The organism is Pseudomonas sp. CFBP13509 (genome assembly GCF_005233485.1).
GTDB classification, from domain to species: Bacteria; Pseudomonadota; Gammaproteobacteria; order Pseudomonadales; family Pseudomonadaceae; genus Aquipseudomonas; species Aquipseudomonas marginalis.
Genome location: NZ_QGAA01000017.1, coordinates 110,507 through 125,486, shown reverse-complemented (window position 1 = coordinate 125,486; position 14,980 = coordinate 110,507). Strand labels below are relative to the sequence as shown.

The 14,980-nt window shown below is 61.7% G+C and carries 14 protein-coding genes; 8 read left to right on the top strand and 6 right to left on the bottom strand.

Annotated features, from left to right (window positions below; translation table 11 throughout):
* The first annotated feature begins 62 nt into the window (after positions 1-62).
* From PspCFBP13509_RS24575 to PspCFBP13509_RS24565, 3 genes are all read left to right on the top strand, one after another.
* Positions 63-671 (top strand): biliverdin-producing heme oxygenase, encoded by a 609-nt coding sequence (locus PspCFBP13509_RS24575; protein WP_137212824.1) that lies wholly within the window; start codon positions 63-65, stop codon positions 669-671.
* Between the two features lie 168 nt (positions 672-839).
* Positions 840-1,241 carry a YbaN family protein gene (locus PspCFBP13509_RS24570; protein WP_027605492.1) on the top strand — a complete coding sequence of 134 codons (402 nt, stop codon included), beginning with the start codon at positions 840-842 and terminating at the stop codon, positions 1,239-1,241.
* A gap of 140 nt (positions 1,242-1,381) precedes the next feature.
* Positions 1,382-3,520, top strand: coding sequence for a methyl-accepting chemotaxis protein (locus PspCFBP13509_RS24565; protein ID WP_137212823.1), 2,139 nt, complete (start codon positions 1,382-1,384; stop codon positions 3,518-3,520).
* A gap of 63 nt (positions 3,521-3,583) precedes the next feature.
* Here the strand turns inward: PspCFBP13509_RS24565 and PspCFBP13509_RS24560 are convergent, their stop codons facing one another.
* On the bottom strand, positions 3,584-4,147 hold the full coding sequence (locus PspCFBP13509_RS24560) for an NAD(P)H nitroreductase (RefSeq protein ID WP_065925023.1): 564 nt from the start codon (positions 4,145-4,147) through the stop codon (positions 3,584-3,586).
* A 140-nt stretch (positions 4,148-4,287) separates the two neighbouring features.
* On the opposite strand from PspCFBP13509_RS24560, the gene PspCFBP13509_RS24555 reads away from it, so the two are divergent.
* Genes PspCFBP13509_RS24555 through PspCFBP13509_RS24545 form a run of 3 tightly spaced genes read left to right on the top strand, consistent with a single transcriptional unit; the run spans position 4,288 to position 7,923 of the window.
* On the top strand, positions 4,288-5,727 hold the full coding sequence (locus PspCFBP13509_RS24555) for a di-heme oxidoreductase family protein (RefSeq protein WP_137212822.1): 1,440 nt from the start codon (positions 4,288-4,290) through the stop codon (positions 5,725-5,727).
* Positions 5,728-5,758: 31 nt separating this feature from the next.
* Entirely contained in the window at positions 5,759-6,823 is a 1,065-nt protein-coding gene (locus tag PspCFBP13509_RS24550; RefSeq protein WP_137212821.1) for an imelysin family protein, read from the top strand.
* 2 nt (positions 6,824-6,825) lie between these two features.
* On the top strand, positions 6,826-7,923 hold the full coding sequence (locus PspCFBP13509_RS24545) for a DUF1513 domain-containing protein (protein ID WP_074848234.1): 1,098 nt from the start codon (positions 6,826-6,828) through the stop codon (positions 7,921-7,923).
* Positions 7,924-8,217: 294 nt separating this feature from the next.
* On the opposite strand, the gene PspCFBP13509_RS24540 is transcribed toward PspCFBP13509_RS24545, so the two are convergent.
* From PspCFBP13509_RS24540 to colR, 5 genes are all read right to left on the bottom strand, one after another.
* A complete protein-coding gene (locus tag PspCFBP13509_RS24540) occupies positions 8,218-8,445 on the bottom strand; it encodes a hypothetical protein (RefSeq protein WP_027605486.1) in 228 nt (75 codons plus the stop codon).
* Entirely contained in the window at positions 8,442-9,161 is a 720-nt protein-coding gene (locus PspCFBP13509_RS24535) for a lipopolysaccharide kinase InaA family protein (RefSeq protein ID WP_065925020.1), read from the bottom strand. The genes PspCFBP13509_RS24540 and PspCFBP13509_RS24535 overlap by 4 nt, the downstream gene beginning before the upstream one ends.
* Positions 9,162-9,165: 4 nt before the next feature.
* Positions 9,166-9,846: a class I SAM-dependent methyltransferase gene (locus PspCFBP13509_RS24530; RefSeq protein WP_065925019.1), complete on the bottom strand. Its 681-nt coding sequence runs from the start codon at positions 9,844-9,846 to the stop codon at positions 9,166-9,168.
* A gap of 188 nt (positions 9,847-10,034) precedes the next feature.
* Positions 10,035-11,315 (bottom strand): sensor histidine kinase, encoded by a 1,281-nt coding sequence (locus PspCFBP13509_RS24525; protein WP_065925018.1) that lies wholly within the window; start codon positions 11,313-11,315, stop codon positions 10,035-10,037.
* Positions 11,305-11,988, bottom strand: coding sequence for a two-component system response regulator ColR (gene colR, locus PspCFBP13509_RS24520; RefSeq protein WP_027605482.1), 684 nt, complete (start codon positions 11,986-11,988; stop codon positions 11,305-11,307). The genes PspCFBP13509_RS24525 and colR overlap by 11 nt, the downstream gene beginning before the upstream one ends.
* A gap of 201 nt (positions 11,989-12,189) precedes the next feature.
* On the opposite strand from colR, the gene PspCFBP13509_RS24515 reads away from it, so the two are divergent.
* On the top strand, positions 12,190-14,139 hold the full coding sequence (locus PspCFBP13509_RS24515; protein ID WP_137212820.1) for an LTA synthase family protein: 1,950 nt from the start codon (positions 12,190-12,192) through the stop codon (positions 14,137-14,139).
* 52 nt (positions 14,140-14,191) lie between these two features.
* On the top strand, positions 14,192-14,911 hold the full coding sequence (locus PspCFBP13509_RS24510) for a phosphatase PAP2 family protein (protein WP_137212819.1): 720 nt from the start codon (positions 14,192-14,194) through the stop codon (positions 14,909-14,911).
* Positions 14,912-14,980 lie beyond the last annotated feature (69 nt).

Sequence of the window (14,980 nt, the reverse complement as noted above, 5' to 3'; positions counted from 1 at the left end):
TCTAGTTGATAACAGCTCTCTTTAAGGGCCATAAGGCGCTCCCCCTTCTCAAGGACTTTTTCATGACCGCTTCTTCTACCGCAGAACGCCCAAGCCTGCGCTCCCAGCGCCTGAACCAGATTACCCACGAGCCACACACCAAGCTGGACGCGTTGGTGAAGGCCCACGCCCCGTTTGAAACCCAGGCCAACTTCGCGCGGTTCGTGGTGGCGCAATACCTGTTCCAGTCAGAACTGGTAGCCCTGTACAACGATGCCGAACTGATCAAGATCGTGCCTGACCTGGCCGAACGCTGCCGCGCCGAGGCCGCCAGGCTGGATCTGGCAGACCTGGATACAGAAGTGCCAGCACCGGTCCCCGGCGCGCTGAAGAACCCAAGCAAGGCCGAGGCCCTGGGCTGGTTGTTCGTGTCCGAAGGTTCCAAGCTGGGCGCTGCGTTCCTGATCAAGCGCGCCGTAGGCCTGGGCCTGAGCGAAACCTTCGGTGCCCGCCACCTGGGTGAGCCGGCCGGTGGTCGCGCCGAAGGCTGGAAAAGCTTCACTCGCACCCTGGATGCGTTGCAATTGAGCGCCGAGGAAGAAGCCGCAGCGGAAAAAGGCGCGGTGGATGCGTTTGTACGCTTCACCGTGTTGCTGGAACAGGCGTACGCTAGCGCCCCTGAACTGGCCTGATCGCCCACATTGAAATGCAATCAACTGTGGGAGGGGGCTTGCCCCCGATGGCGGAGGGCCAGGTACCTATTTGTTGGCTGATGCACCGCTATCGGGAGCAAGCCCCCTCCCACATTTAAACCGCATTTCAATGCCGACTCTTTTGTTATCCCCTACTTTGCACACACCATGACCCGCAAACCCCAATCCACCTCGAAAATCGCACAGATCCTCTTCGGCCTGCTGGCCTACGTCAGCCTGGGCATCGGGCTGGTGGCGATTGTGGTGCCGGGTTTGCCCACCACCGAGTTCATCCTCCTGGCCGCCTGGGCCGCGACCAAAAGCTCACCGCGCCTCAGTGCCTGGCTGGAAAACCACCGCCTGTTCGGACCGATCCTGTTCAACTGGCGCAACGGCAGGATCATCGCGCGCCGGGCCAAAGTCAGTGCCACCGTGAGCATGCTGCTGTGCGCCATCCTGATGCTGGTGATGCTCGACCACGGCTGGCCGATCTACCTGGCGATTGCCGGGATGAGCCTGGGCAACCTGTGGATCTGGTCACGCCCGGAACGGCTCGCACAGCCCGTGTGACGCCGGCTGTAGCCGCTTTCCTACCGCCCATCGCCTATCTCTCATGAATTGATTTGTTACGCCGATGTTTCAGACATAGCGCTGAATGGACTTGGCCCTGGATTGCATGCATTTCCACACGCCCATTCGCGAGTGAACCTATGTTCGACACCCTCTCCATACGTTTGAAAATCGTGCTGCTGTCCGGGCTATGTCTGCTGGGCGTAATAGCGTTGATCATCAGCATCAACCTTTACGAAACCAACCAGAACGACCATCTGATCAGCGATTCAAGCTCGCGAATGCTCACCAGCAGCGTGCAGAACCTGCTGCAAGCCAAGGCAGCGGAGCAAGCCGTGCTGCTGCGGAAAACCTTTGGTGAAAATCTTACCGTGATCACCGCCATCGCCGATCAGGTCAAAGACCTGCGCAACCTGGCCACCAAGCGCTCGCTGGACCCCGGCGCCTTGCGTGAAGAACTCAACCAGAGCCTGAAAACCACCTTCGAACGCAACAGCAAAGTGCTCGGCATCTGGCTGGCGTTCGAGCCCAATGGCCTGGACGGCAAGGACAGCGAGTTCGCCAATGACAAGACCCGCGCGTCCAATGAAAAAGGCCGCTTCTCCAGCTACTGGAACCGCGTCGGTGGTGAACCCTTGAACACCATCATGCTCGAGGAAGACCTGACCAAGACCACCCTCAACCTCAGCGGAACGCCCTATAACATTTGGTACACCTGCCCCCGGGACACCCGAAGCACCTGCCTGCTGGACCCATATGAAGACACGGTGACCGGCACACCGGTACTGATGACCACCATCTCCTTGCCGATGATCGTGGACGGGAAAGTCATTGGCGTGGTCGGTGTCGATATCGCCCTCAACACCCTGCAAGCCAGCACGGACGCCGCGCAAAAAGAGCTGTTCGACGGTGCGGCACACCTTGAGATCATTTCCAGCAACGGCCTGATTGCGGCCTACAGTGGCGAACCCGCCAAGGTTGGAAAAAACCTGGTCGACACCCTCGGTGCAGAAGGCAAGGAGATCGTGCAACTGCTCGCCAGTGGCAGCTATGTCAACCGCGAACAAGGCGACACCATCCGCGCGGTTTACCCGGTCAAGCCCATTGCCGATGCCAAAGCCTGGGGCGTAGTGATCAAACTGCCCAAACACGTGATGCTTGCCGACAGCACGAAACTTCAAGGCGTGCTCGACGCAGCCCAGGCCAGCGGCACCCTCAAGGCCTTGCTGGTCGGCGCCGCCGCCGGCCTGCTCGGCTTGCTGCTGATCTGGCTCACCGCCACCGGCGTGACCCGCCCGATCAACAGCGTGGCCGCCATGCTCAAGGACATCGCCAGCGGCGACGGCGATCTCACCCAGCGCCTGGCCTATGCCAAGAAAGATGAACTGGGCGAGTTGGTGAACTGGTTCAACCGCTTCCTCGATAAGCTGCAACCGACCATCGCGCAGATCAAGCAAAGCGTCACCGAAGCCCGTGGCACGGCTGACCAGTCCTCGGCCATCGCACGCCAGACCAGCGAAGGCATGCAGGTGCAGTTCCGCGAAATCGACCAGGTGGCCACGGCGTCCAACGAAATGAGCGCCACCGCCCATGACGTCGCCAACAGCGCCTCCAATGCCGCCAGCGCGGCACGCGGCGCCGATCAGTCGGCCCGTGAAGGCATGTCGATCATCGAGCAGAGCACCCGCGACATCACCACCCTCGCCGAAGAAGTCAGCAAAGCGGTGGGCGAAGTCGAAGCCCTGGCGGTCAATAGCGAGCAGATCGGTTCAGTCCTGGAAGTGATCCGCAGCATTGCCGAGCAAACCAACCTGCTGGCGCTCAACGCGGCGATCGAAGCCGCACGCGCCGGGGAAAGCGGCCGGGGGTTTGCGGTGGTGGCAGACGAAGTGCGCAACCTGGCCAAGCGCACCCAGGATTCCGTGGAGGAAATCCGCCTGGTGATCGAACGCATCCAGAGCGGCACCCGTGGCGTGGTGGCAACCATGCACTCGAGCCAGAGCCAGGCCCAGAGTAACGCCGGGCAGATCCATCAAGCCGCGCAGGCCCTGGGCAAGATCAGTGATGCGGTGACGGTGATCAGCGACATGAACCTGCAAATCGCCAGCGCCGCCGAGCAGCAAAGCGCCGTGGCCGAAGAGGTCAACCGCAACGTCTCGGCGATCCGCACCGTGACCGAAACCCTCACCGGCCAGGCCACCGAATCGGCGGCCATCAGCAGCCAGCTCAATGCGTTGGCCAGCCAGCAGATGAAACTCATGGATCAATTCAAGGTGTAAGACACACCAATGGTCAAATGTGGGAGGGGGCAAGCCCCCTCCCACATTTTGATCGCCTACTGCTTAGAGACCCGTCCAGGCCTTCACAAACGCCGCCACATCTTCCTTCGGCGCCGTACGCGGCGGGTTCTGCGGTGTACCCAAATAAAGGAAGCCAATCACCTCCTCATCCGCCGTCAGCCCCAGGCCTTTGGCCACGTGGGCCGAATAGGACAACTCACCCGTGCGCCACACCGCACCAATCCCCTGGGCATAGGCCGCCAGCAGAATGCCGTGGGCCGCGCAGGCGGCTGCCAACAGTTGTTCAGACTTGGGCACCTTGAAGTGCTCCTGCAGGCGGGCAATCACCACCACCACCAGCGGTGCACGCAGCGGGCCGTTCTGGGCCTTTTCGATGACAGCCTGGGGAGCATCGGCGTCCTGCAAACGGGCGGCTTCGGCCAACAGCGTGCCCATCTGCTCACGGGCGGCACCTTCCACGGTAAGGAAACGCCAAGGGCGCAGTTGGCCGTGGTCGGGCGCACGCATGGCTGCGGCGAACAGCACATCGCGCTGCTCCTGGGTCGGTGCCGGTTCCAGCAAACGCGGCACGGAAACACGGTTGAGCAAAGCGTCGAGAGCCTGCATTGGCCACCTCCAGAAAAAAATGTGCGGTCATTCTAGCGGGAATGAATCGGGATGCCACCAAACGATAATTGCTCTTATTCAATCCGCCCCGCCCTGTTAGACTTTGCGACCTTATTTCCAGCCTTCGTCCGGGAAACTCGATGTTTCGTTCGCTTTTTCGCCTGTGCGCAGCGTTGATGGCCTTGAGCCTGGCCGCCTGCGACGACGCCCCACGCTTCACCAAGGCCGAGCCGGGTGAATCGCGAGCGGGCGGCGCGACGACGGTGAACAAGCGCGACCAGAATGCGTTTTCCCTGCCCTCGGCCAACCTGTCGCCCACGCGCCGCCTGGATTTCAGCGTGGGCAACAGCTTCTTTCGCAGCCCCTGGGTGATCGCGCCGTCCACCACCACCGCCCGGGATGGCCTGGGCCCGCTGTTCAATACCAACGCCTGCCAGAACTGCCATATCAAGGACGGCCGTGGCCACCCGCCGCTGCCCGACGCGGCCAATGCGGTGTCGATGCTGGTGCGCCTGTCGATTCCCCTGTCTACCCAGGACCAGGCGCCCTACGCCAAGCTCATCGAGCAAGCCGGGGTGGTGCCCGAGCCCGTCTACGGCGGGCAATTGCAGGACATGGCCGTGCCCGGCGTCGAACCAGAAGGCAAGGTGCGCGTCGACTACACGCCGGTCAACGTCAGCTTTAAGGACGGCACCGTCGTCGAGCTGCGCAAGCCCGACCTGCAAATCACCCAGCTCGGCTATGGCCCGATGCATCCGGACACGCGCTTCTCCGCACGCATCGCCCCGCCGATGATCGGCCTGGGCCTGCTCGAAGCCATCAGCGACGCGGACATCCTGCGCAATACCGACCCGAAGACCGCCGACAAGGAAGCCCTCGTCGGCAGGGCGAATCGGGTCTGGGATGACGCCGAGCAAAAAACCGTACTCGGGCGTTTTGGCTGGAAAGCCGGGCAACCCAATCTCAATCAACAAAATGTTCACGCGTTCTCTGGTGATATGGGCCTCACCACCTCCCTGAGACCCTTCGATGACTGCACCGACGCCCAAGTCGCCTGCAAACAGGCACCCAACGGCAATGGCCCCGATGGCGAGCCGGAAGTCAGCGACAACATCCTGCGCCTGGTGCTGTTCTATACGCGCAACCTGGCCGTGCCCGTGCGCCGCGACGTCGACACGCCGCAGGTGCTGGCCGGGAAAAACCTGTTCTACCAGGCCGGTTGCCAGGGTTGCCATAAACCGACGTTCACCACCGCCGGAAATGCCGCCGAACCCGAGTTGGCCAACCAGGTGATTCGCCCCTACAGCGACCTGCTGTTGCACGACATGGGCCCAGGCCTGGCCGACAACCGCACGGAATTCAAGGCCGGTGGCCGCGACTGGCGCACGCCGCCGTTGTGGGGCATCGGCCTGACGCAGACCGTCAGTGGTCATACCCAGTTCCTGCATGACGGCCGCGCCCGCAACCTGCTCGAAGCCGTGTTGTGGCACGGCGGCGAAGCACAAGCGGCGCAGCAGCATGTGTTGTCCTTCAATGCCGAGCAGCGCGCTGCGTTGCTGGCGTTCCTGAATTCTTTATAAGCTTCGCCCCAATTACAGAAGGGAGCTCGACATGTTCCGTCCCAAGTTGTTGTTCACCAGCCTGGCCGCCCTCGCCCTGGGCGCCTGCTCGCCACAAGACCCGCAAGCCGTGACCTCGGCGGCGATCGCCAAGCAGGTGATCCTGCCGACCTACAGCCGCTGGGTCGAAGCCGACCGCCAGTTGGCCGTCAGCGCCCTGGCCTACTGCCAGGGCAAAGAAAGCCTGAACACCGCCCGCGCCGACTTCCTCCACGCGCAAAAAGCCTGGGCCGAGTTGCAGCCGCTGCTGATCGGCCCGCTGGCCGAGGGCAACCGCTCGTGGCAGGTGCAGTTCTGGCCGGACAAGAAGAACCTGGTGGGCCGCCAGGTCGAGCAACTGGTCGCCGCCCAGCCGCAGATCGACGGTGCCGCACTGGCCAAGTCCAGCGTGGTGGTGCAGGGCCTGTCGGCCTACGAATACATCCTCTACGACGCCAGGACCGACATCGCCGACGATGCGCAGAAAGCCCGTTACTGTCCGCTGCTGGTGGCCATTGGTGAGCGCCAGAAAGCCCTGGCCGAAGAGATCCTGGCCAGCTGGAACAGCACCGACGGCATGCTCGCGCAGATGAGCAAGTTTCCGAACCAGCGCTACGCTGATTCCCACGAAGCCATCGCCGATCTGCTGCGCGTACAAGTGACCGCACTGGACACCCTGAAGAAAAAACTCGGCACGCCCATGGGCCGCCAGACCAAGGGCATCCCGCAGCCGTTCCAGGCCGATGCATGGCGCAGCCAGTCGTCCCTGCAAAGCCTGGAAGCCAGCCTCGCCGCCGCCCAGACCGTGTGGGTGGGCGTGGACAACAAGGGCCTGCGTGGTTTGCTGCCGGCGGATCAGAAGCCATTGGCCGACAAGATCGACGCGGCCTATGCCGCCGCGCTGAAACTGTTCGCCAGCAACCAGCGCACCCTCAACGAACTGTTGAACGATGACGCCGGACGCCAGCAGCTCAACGACATCTACGACAGCCTCAACGTCGTCCACCGCCTGCACGAAGGCGAGCTGGCCAAGGCGCTGGGGATCCAACTGGGCTTCAATGCCAACGACGGTGACTGATGATGCTCAGGCGACAGGCTTTGGCGATCGGCAGCGTGCTGCTCAGCGCACTCACGTTGGGTGGCTGGACGCTGTTCAAAGGGAAGGACAGGGGCCCGCTGCTGCTGTCGGCGCGCGATGATGCAGACGGCAAGCACTATGCCGTGGGCTTTCAGCTGGACGGCAAGCAGGTGTTTGCCACCCAGGTCGGCCAGCGCTGCCACGACATCATCAACCACCCGACACTGCCGATTGCGCTGTTTGTTGCCCGCCGCCCAGGCACCGAGAGTTACCTGATCGACCTGCGTAATGGCGCGCTGTTGCAAACCCTCACCTCGAACGCCAACCGCCACTTCTATGGCCATGCGGTCATCCACAAGAGCGGCGATTGGCTGTACGCCACCGAGAACGACACGTCCGACCCCGGCCGTGGCCTGCTCGGTGTGTACAAGTTCGAAGGCGAGCGCCTGGTGCACAGCGGCGAGATCTCCACCCATGGCATCGGCCCGCACCAGGTGTCATGGATGCCCGACGGCGAAACCCTGGTGGTGGCCAACGGCGGCATTCGCACCGAAGCCGAAAGCCGCGTGGAGATGAACCTCAACGCCATGGAACCGAGCCTGGTGCTGATGCACCGTGACGGCACGCTGATCAGCAAGGAAACCCTCGGCCAGCAGATGAACAGCGTGCGCCATATGGGCATCGCCAGCGATGGCACCCTTCTCACCGGCCAGCAGTTCATGGGACCGTCCCAGGAGCGCTCCGAGTTGCTGGCGATCAAGCGCCCGGGCCAGCCGTTCGTGGCGTTCCCGGTGGCCGATGAGCAGTTGCAGGCCATGGGGCATTACACCGCCAGCGTCGCCGTGCACAGCGAGTTGCGCCTGGTGGCGTTGACCGCACCCCGTGGTAACCGCTTCTTTATCTGGGACATGGACACCGCCGAGCTGCGCCTGGATGGACCGTTGCCCGATTGCGCAGGCGTCGGCGCAGTGGCGGACGGGTTTGTCGTCACCTCGGGCCAGGGCCGTTGCCGCTACTACGATTGCCGCCAGAAACAGCTGGTCGCCAAACCGTTGGAATTACCGGCGGGGCTCTGGGATAACCACCTGCATCTGATCTGACCTGCGTAGATACCGTCTATCCAACACCGCCCCCCCGTAGCAGCTGTCGAGCCTTGGCGAGGCTGCGTCGGCCGCGACTCGAGCCTGAATCAGCAGCGCGCCTGACGCAGCCTCGCTTGCGCTCGGCAGCTGCTACGGATTTGCGCGGTGTTGGATAAGACGGTATCTACGGATTTGCGATAAGACGGTATCTACGGGGGTGAGGCTCTTGTAGCAGCCGCGTTGCGAGTAAGGTTGGAAGGTAAAAAAAAGGGCCTCGCATCGCAAGGCCCTTCTTCGGGGGTTTGAATCGTTTCAACTCTGCGGCCTCATCCCTTGGGACATCCCAAACATGAACAACAGCAACTCATGATCAGGCTTGACCGCCGCACTCGCCTTGGCGACGCGGGGCAACAGGCATTGCCCGCCCCCTTGCACCGCACTGAGCACCTGTGTGCGAGGTTGCTCCCATGCGGCCAGGGCCAGGGCCGCAATGCCCATCGCCCCGACCAGGAACAAACCTCGTGCTATTTCTAGCTTCATTTGGTTAAACCCTTGATAGCGCTGCCAAACGCCGTCTGGTAAAAGTAGCTGAGTTTTTCCCAGTCGGTGCTGTTCCACGACGAATGGCGACGCAACTGCAACATGTCATGGGAGGCTGCCCGATAAGCGGTCAAGCGCTGGCGGCATTTCTCGAAGTCCAGCAGCGCCACTTCCACCTGGGCCGAGTCGCCCTCGCCCGTCACCCGCACGAAAATATGCTTGATGTACAGGCAACCGTGCTGCCAGCGGCCCTTGTGCATGCGGGCCAGGGTGGCAGCCAACTCCTTAAGCAAGCGCTCGTGCACCTGCTCGCCATACTCTTCGCGACCACCGGCGGCGTACCAGTTTTCAATTTCGTCGAAGCCGTCTAGGGCGGCGGTTACCAGCAGCGCCTTCCAGTGGTGCTCGGGGTCACGACGCGCCTCACAAAAGACCATTTCGGGCACGCGAACATCCAGCAGTCGCAGGCCCCTGAGGGCATCACGCTCGCGCAGCACCGTGGGGCGTCCGAACGGGTGCAGCCAACTGCGGTAGATATGGCCCGTTTGGCGCTTGCTGTAGAGCAAACGGCCATTGGCAGTCATTACACGCTGTACACCACTTTCACCGCCACGCCGGCGATTGGGCTCTTCGACCCATTCGCCTTGCTGACGCCAGAAATAATCGAAGCGTTCTTCGGGAGCTACGTGACTGCCTGCTACGCACTCAACTGCCATCCTGTTACCTCTTGCGCAATACATACACCCGCCACATGGCGTACAGCGGTATGAAGTCCAGGGATTCCTGAACACGGAATCCGGCTTGCTCGAACTCTGCTTCAACAGTAGCAGCCGGTAACACAAATCTGTTCTGGTAACCTTCCTGCTCACCTGTCTTGCGACGCTTTCCTTCCAGACGCTTGCGTTTCCAGGCTTTGAAATTGCCATCGACCCACAGCGAAATGATCACGCTGTCACGGGTAACCCGCTGAAACTCCCGCAGAATTGCCTGACGGTGCGCCGGATCACCAATGTGGTGGAGCAGGCGCATACAGAAAATGCTGTCGACTGAGTTATCCGGCAAATCGATATCGAAGGCAGATGTCTGCAAGGGTCGTACCCTTTTCACCACTTCTGCGGGCTGGGCGGCCATCGCGACCTTCAACATGGAGGCCGAATTGTCGGCGCCGATGATCACACGGTTGGGTTTTTCCGCCAGCAGCGGCCAGAAACGCCCGGCGCCACACGGCAGGTCCAGCACCAGGCCAGGCTCGCCGGCCATCGCCAACGCGCCACGGGCCAGTTGCTCGTCGCGTTTGTGGGACAACCGGCGAGCCAGATTGTCCTGATGCTTGAGCAAATATTCGTGGGCGTGCTGATCGTCGTACTTTTCGGAAAATTCGAGCTTGATCGGGGTAGGCATCAACGGATCTCCAGTTGCTGATGCCTACAACCTTAAGCAGCGTCCTGTGATCAACAGGTCAACCCCTTGTGAAAAACTTGTCCTGTCCAATCTCATATATTTCAAGACTTTACAGATACAAGCAATATCATGGGGCCATCTTCGCCGAATTACGGGGATCTCTGGCAGGATAACGGCAGCGGGAACGTTCAGGCGTTGACCTGACTCAACTGGACATGAAAGCGACAGCCATTGGGCTCCACGGTGCTGAGGGTAACGCTCCAGCCCTGGTTCTCGCAGATGCGCTGGACCAGTGACAAACCCAACCCCAGACCCTCGCCGCGCTTCTCACTGCCGCGGACGAACGGCTCGAACATCGCTTCGCGCTTGTCTTCGGGAATGCCGACGCCGCTGTCTTCCACCACAAACCCGGTCGGCTCCAGGGTCAGCCGGATGAAGCCACTTTCGGTGTAATGCAGGGCATTGCGCAACAGGTTGCCCATCACGGCATGCAGGAAGGTCGCGTTGTAGCGCGTATCCAACGGGTCGCCCGGCTGGTAGATCAACTCCAGGCCCTTGTGTTCGATGGGCTCGCGCCAGATGCCGAGCAGATCATCAGCGACCTGGGACAGATTGGCCCTAGGCGACATGCTCCCGTCATCATGCTGAGCCCGGGCCAGCATCAGGAAGGTTTGCACCAGTTCGCGCATTTCTTCGCAGGCCCGGGCGATTCGCTCGACCTGGTTACGCCCACGCTGATCGATAGCCGGGTTTTCCAGCAACAGTTCGCAGGAACTGGCCAGCACCATCAAAGGCGTGCGCAGTTCGTGGCTGACATCGCTGGTGAACAACTGCTCGCGGGACAACGCCTGGCGCAGGCGCCCCAGCGTGGCGTCGAAGGCCACCGCCAGCTCGCCCACTTCGTCGGCCGCGTAGTCCGGTGCCAGGGGCGGCGCCAGGCCCAGCAACTGGTCGCGGTGCCGCACCTGGCGAGCCAGGCGCACCACCGGCGCCATCACTTTACGGGCCAGCACCCAGCCGAGGAATACCGCCAGCGCCAGGCTGAGCACGAAGCCCACCAGCACCACGGCAAACAGCACGCGCTCGCGCTCTTCGAAATCGCTTTGATCCTGCAGCAGCACATAGCGCCGACCGTCGACCACTTCTACCATGGCGTGGTACGACAACGCCTCACGAAACACCTCATGAAACCCTGGTTCCAGATGCCGCAGGTCCTTGGGCAATTCAAAATCCCCGGGGCCACCGCTGAAGTAAAATAGCTGGTCGGGCTCGGGCCGGTGCCGCCAGTCCTCGACGGTGTCCATCAGCAGCAGGCGCTGCAGGTCACCGCCCAAGCCTGCCGAGATCAACTTCTCTTCCACCAGGTGCACGGTGGCGACGATGCCCATGGCGAAGGCCCCCGCCACCAACGCACTCATCAAGGCAAAGGCGATGATGATCCGCTGGGCAAGGCTTTGCTTAAACTCCATCACGGCCCTCGGCCAAGCGGTAACCCACACCATGCACGGTTTGCAGCAACGGCTTGGCGAACGGCTTATCGATCACCTGGCGCAACTGGTGGACATGGCTGCGCAGGCTGTCGCTGTCCGGGCAGTCATCGCCCCACAGCGCCTCTTCCAGCACTTCCCGACGCAATACGTGGGGACTTTTCTGCATCAAGACCGCGAGCAGCTTCAGGCCGACCGGGTTGAGCTTGAGCAGGCGCCCTTCGCGGGTCACTTCCAGGGTATCGAGGTCGTAATTCAGATCGGCCACTTGCAGGGCGCGGCGACCGCCGCCTTGGGCACGGCGCAGCACCGCTTCGATGCGCGCAGCCAGTTCCGACAGGGCAAACGGTTTGAGCAAATAGTCATCGGCGCCGGACTTGAAGCCCTGCAGCCGGTCATCCAACTGGTCGCGGGCAGTGAGCATGATCACCGGCGTGTCGCGGCGCGCGTCCTCACGCAGGCGTTTGCACAGGGTGTAGCCATCGATGCCAGGCAGCATGATGTCGAGCACGATCAAGTCGTAATGCTCGGTGGCGGCCAGGTGCAGGCCCGACAAACCGTCCTGCGCACAGTCCACGGTGTAGCCTTTTAGCCCCAGGTAGTCGGCCAGGTTGGCCAGAATATCGCGGTTGTCTTCAACCAATAGAATTCGCATGGGCAGTGTCTCCGTACGCGGTAACGGCCGTGTTGGCTCGCGCAGCTTAAGGCCAAGTGTGGCTCAGGGATAGAGCGGAAAGGCGTGCCAATATAGGTTTTCAACCGATTCAGCCTACCAACGAGTTTTTCACTATAGCTTCACAAACTGACTACAGTGTCAGGCAGAAGATCGCCCCCCATTGATATAAGGAACATGGACATGGGGTTGCTCAAGACGGCGCCAATGCGCTATTTGCTGTTGGTAACCGGTGCCTGGCTGGTTATTTTCCTGCTCACTCGTGGCGTGCTGCTCATCACCCATTTGGATGAAGTCGGCGGCAACCTGTTGCCGGTGTTTGGCGTGGGCCTGCTGTACGACCTGGGTTTCCTGGCGTATGCGGCACTGCCGCTGGGTCTGTATTTGCTGCTGTGCCCGCCCGTGCTGTGGCGCCGTCGCGGTCACCGCTGGTTCCTGCAGGCCGTGCTCACCGTCAGCCTGTTCGCCATGCTGTTTACCTCGGTGGCCGAGTGGCTGTTCTGGGATGAATTCGGCGTGCGCTTCAACTTCATTGCCGTCGATTACCTGGTGTACTCCGACGAGGTGTTGAACAACCTGCTGGAGTCTTATCCGATCGGCAAACTGCTGAGCCTGCTCGCCATGCTGGCGATTGTCTTGAGCCTGGCCTTGCGCAAGCCGTTCAATGCGGCGATGAGCGCCCCACTGCCGCCGATGCGCGGTCGCCTGGTGAATGCCCTGGCCCTGTTGGTGATTGCTGGCCTCAGCCTGCAGCTGATCAGCCAGGACAGCCCGCGAGCCCTGGGTGGCAACGCCTACAAGAACGAACTGGCCAGCAATGGTCCGTATCAGTTTTTCGCCGCATTCCGTAACAACGAACTGGATTACCCACAGTTCTACAACACCCTGCCGACTGAGGTTATCGCCACGCAACTGCGTGCAGAGCTGAGCGAACCCAACGCCCGCTTTATCGGCCAGGACCCGCTGGATATCCGCCGCGCCATCACCAATCCGGGCACGCCGCGCAAACCCAATGTCGTGCTGGTGACCATCGAAAGTTTCAGCGCCAAGTACATGGGCAGCAACGGCGACGAGCGCAACCTCACGCCTAACCTGGATGCGCTACGTAAACAGAGCCTGTATTTCAATAATTTCTATGCCACCGGCACCCGCACCGACCGTGGCCTGGAGGCGATCACCCTGGCGATTCCACCCACGCCCGGGCGCTCGATCGTCAAGCGCATCGGTCGTGAAAGCGGCTTCGCCAGCCTGGGGCAACAGCTCACGGCCGTCGGTTACGACAGCGTGTTTGTGTACGGCGGGCGCGGGTACTTCGATAACATGAACGCGTTTTTCAGCGGCAACGGTTATCGCGTCGTGGACCAGAGCAGCGTGCCCGAGTCAGAAATCTCGTTCAAGAACGCCTGGGGCATGGCTGACGAGGACCTGTATAACCAAACCCTGAAACTGGCCGACATCGACTACGCCAAGCAGCAGCCCTTTTTGCTGCAACTGATGACCACTTCCAACCACCGCCCCTACACCTACCCGGATGGGCGTATCGACATCAAATCCGGGAATGGCCGCGACGGCGCGGTGAAATACACCGACCACGCCATCGGCCAATTCCTGGAAGCCGCCCGCCAAAAACCCTGGTTCGATAACACGATCTTCATCTTCGTCGCCGACCACACCGCCGGCAGCGCAGGCAAGGAAGACCTGCCCATCACCAACTACCAGATTCCGCTGTTCATCTATGCGCCCAAGCTGATCGACGCACGGGAAAGCGCACAACTGGCCAGCCAGATCGACCTGGCGCCCACGCTGCTGGGCCTGCTCAACCTGAGCTACGAATCCACCTTCTTTGGTCGCAACCTACTGCAAGACAACCCACTGCCACCTCGGGTGGTGCTCGGCAACTACCAGCACCTGGGCCTGTTCGACGGCAAGGACCTGGCCATTCTCAGCCCACGCCTGGGCCTGCGCCGCCACGACCAGGCCCTGGGTGAGAGCCAGGAGTTGCGGGTCGGCAGCGATGACCCGTTGATCCAGCGGGCGATCACCTACTACCAGGCCGCCAGCTATGACTTCAAACAACAGTTACTGAGCTGGAGAGCGCCCAAGGAAGAGGCCCCGGCACTGAGCACGCGCTAACCAAAACGCCCCGTACAGGTCAGTACGGGACGTTTTTCACCAGGGTCCACCCATGGGAACCACCCCCGCCGTCCCCGTCTCCAAACCTCTCAACCTATGGCTCTGCCTGGGCATCCCCGGCGGCGCTGCGCTCCTATTGCTGCTGCTGGAGCTGACCTCGCTGGACATGAACCTCGCCAAGCTGTTCTACAACGGCGCGGAGGGCGGCTTCATCGGGCGTTACAGTTTCTTCCTCGAAGACATCCTGCATGATCGTGCCAAACAGTTGGTCATCCTGTTCTCGGTCCTGGCGATCCTGGGATTTGCCGGCACGTTTATTCTCCGACGGCTCAAACCCTATCGTCGTGAACTGGGCTGCCTGGTGCTGTCACTCGGGCTGGCGACCGCGTTTGTCGCTCCGCTGAAAACCATCACCGGCGTCCAGTGCCCGTGGAGCGTCCAGGAATTCGGCGGTCAGGAAACCTACAGCAAACTGCTGAGCCCTCGCCCGCCCACCGATAAACCGGGACGCTGCTGGCCAGGCGGTCATGCCGCCACCGGGTTCGCCTTGTTCGCCCTGTTTTTTGCACTGCGTGACCGGCAGCCGCGCCTGGCGCGCTACGCATTCATCTTCGCCGTCGGCTTGGGCAGCGTTTTTTCCGTCAGCCGTATGATGCAAGGCGCGCACTTCTTTTCCCATAACGTGTGGACGGCAATTTTCTCCTGGCTGATCTGCCTGGGGCTGTATTGCCTGTTGCTGTACCGGCCATCCAAGCGCGCGGCGCCCACCTGAGCCCAAGCCGCCGCCCACAAAAAAGCCCCGCCTGCATCACTGCAGGCGGGGCTTTTTCAGTACAGGGGT

What these genes read in the sequence shown, in the direction of transcription:
- PspCFBP13509_RS24530 (WP_065925019.1), bottom strand. Translation starts at nt 9,846, where the DNA reads ATGCCTACCCCGATCAAGCTCGAATTTTCCGAAAAGTACGACGATCAG.
- PspCFBP13509_RS24515 (WP_137212820.1), top strand. Translation starts at nt 12,190, where the DNA reads ATGGGGTTGCTCAAGACGGCGCCAATGCGCTATTTGCTGTTGGTAACC.
- PspCFBP13509_RS24525 (WP_065925018.1), bottom strand. Translation starts at nt 11,315, where the DNA reads ATGGAGTTTAAGCAAAGCCTTGCCCAGCGGATCATCATCGCCTTTGCC.
- PspCFBP13509_RS24545 (WP_074848234.1), top strand. Translation starts at nt 6,826, where the DNA reads ATGCTCAGGCGACAGGCTTTGGCGATCGGCAGCGTGCTGCTCAGCGCA.
- PspCFBP13509_RS24560 (WP_065925023.1), bottom strand. Translation starts at nt 4,147, where the DNA reads ATGCAGGCTCTCGACGCTTTGCTCAACCGTGTTTCCGTGCCGCGTTTG.
- PspCFBP13509_RS24540 (WP_027605486.1), bottom strand. Translation starts at nt 8,445, where the DNA reads ATGAAGCTAGAAATAGCACGAGGTTTGTTCCTGGTCGGGGCGATGGGC.
- PspCFBP13509_RS24575 (WP_137212824.1), top strand. Translation starts at nt 63, where the DNA reads ATGACCGCTTCTTCTACCGCAGAACGCCCAAGCCTGCGCTCCCAGCGC.
- PspCFBP13509_RS24570 (WP_027605492.1), top strand. Translation starts at nt 840, where the DNA reads ATGACCCGCAAACCCCAATCCACCTCGAAAATCGCACAGATCCTCTTC.
- PspCFBP13509_RS24510 (WP_137212819.1), top strand. Translation starts at nt 14,192, where the DNA reads ATGGGAACCACCCCCGCCGTCCCCGTCTCCAAACCTCTCAACCTATGG.
- colR (WP_027605482.1), bottom strand. Translation starts at nt 11,988, where the DNA reads ATGCGAATTCTATTGGTTGAAGACAACCGCGATATTCTGGCCAACCTG.
- PspCFBP13509_RS24565 (WP_137212823.1), top strand. Translation starts at nt 1,382, where the DNA reads ATGTTCGACACCCTCTCCATACGTTTGAAAATCGTGCTGCTGTCCGGG.
- PspCFBP13509_RS24555 (WP_137212822.1), top strand. Translation starts at nt 4,288, where the DNA reads ATGTTTCGTTCGCTTTTTCGCCTGTGCGCAGCGTTGATGGCCTTGAGC.
- PspCFBP13509_RS24535 (WP_065925020.1), bottom strand. Translation starts at nt 9,161, where the DNA reads ATGGCAGTTGAGTGCGTAGCAGGCAGTCACGTAGCTCCCGAAGAACGC.
- PspCFBP13509_RS24550 (WP_137212821.1), top strand. Translation starts at nt 5,759, where the DNA reads ATGTTCCGTCCCAAGTTGTTGTTCACCAGCCTGGCCGCCCTCGCCCTG.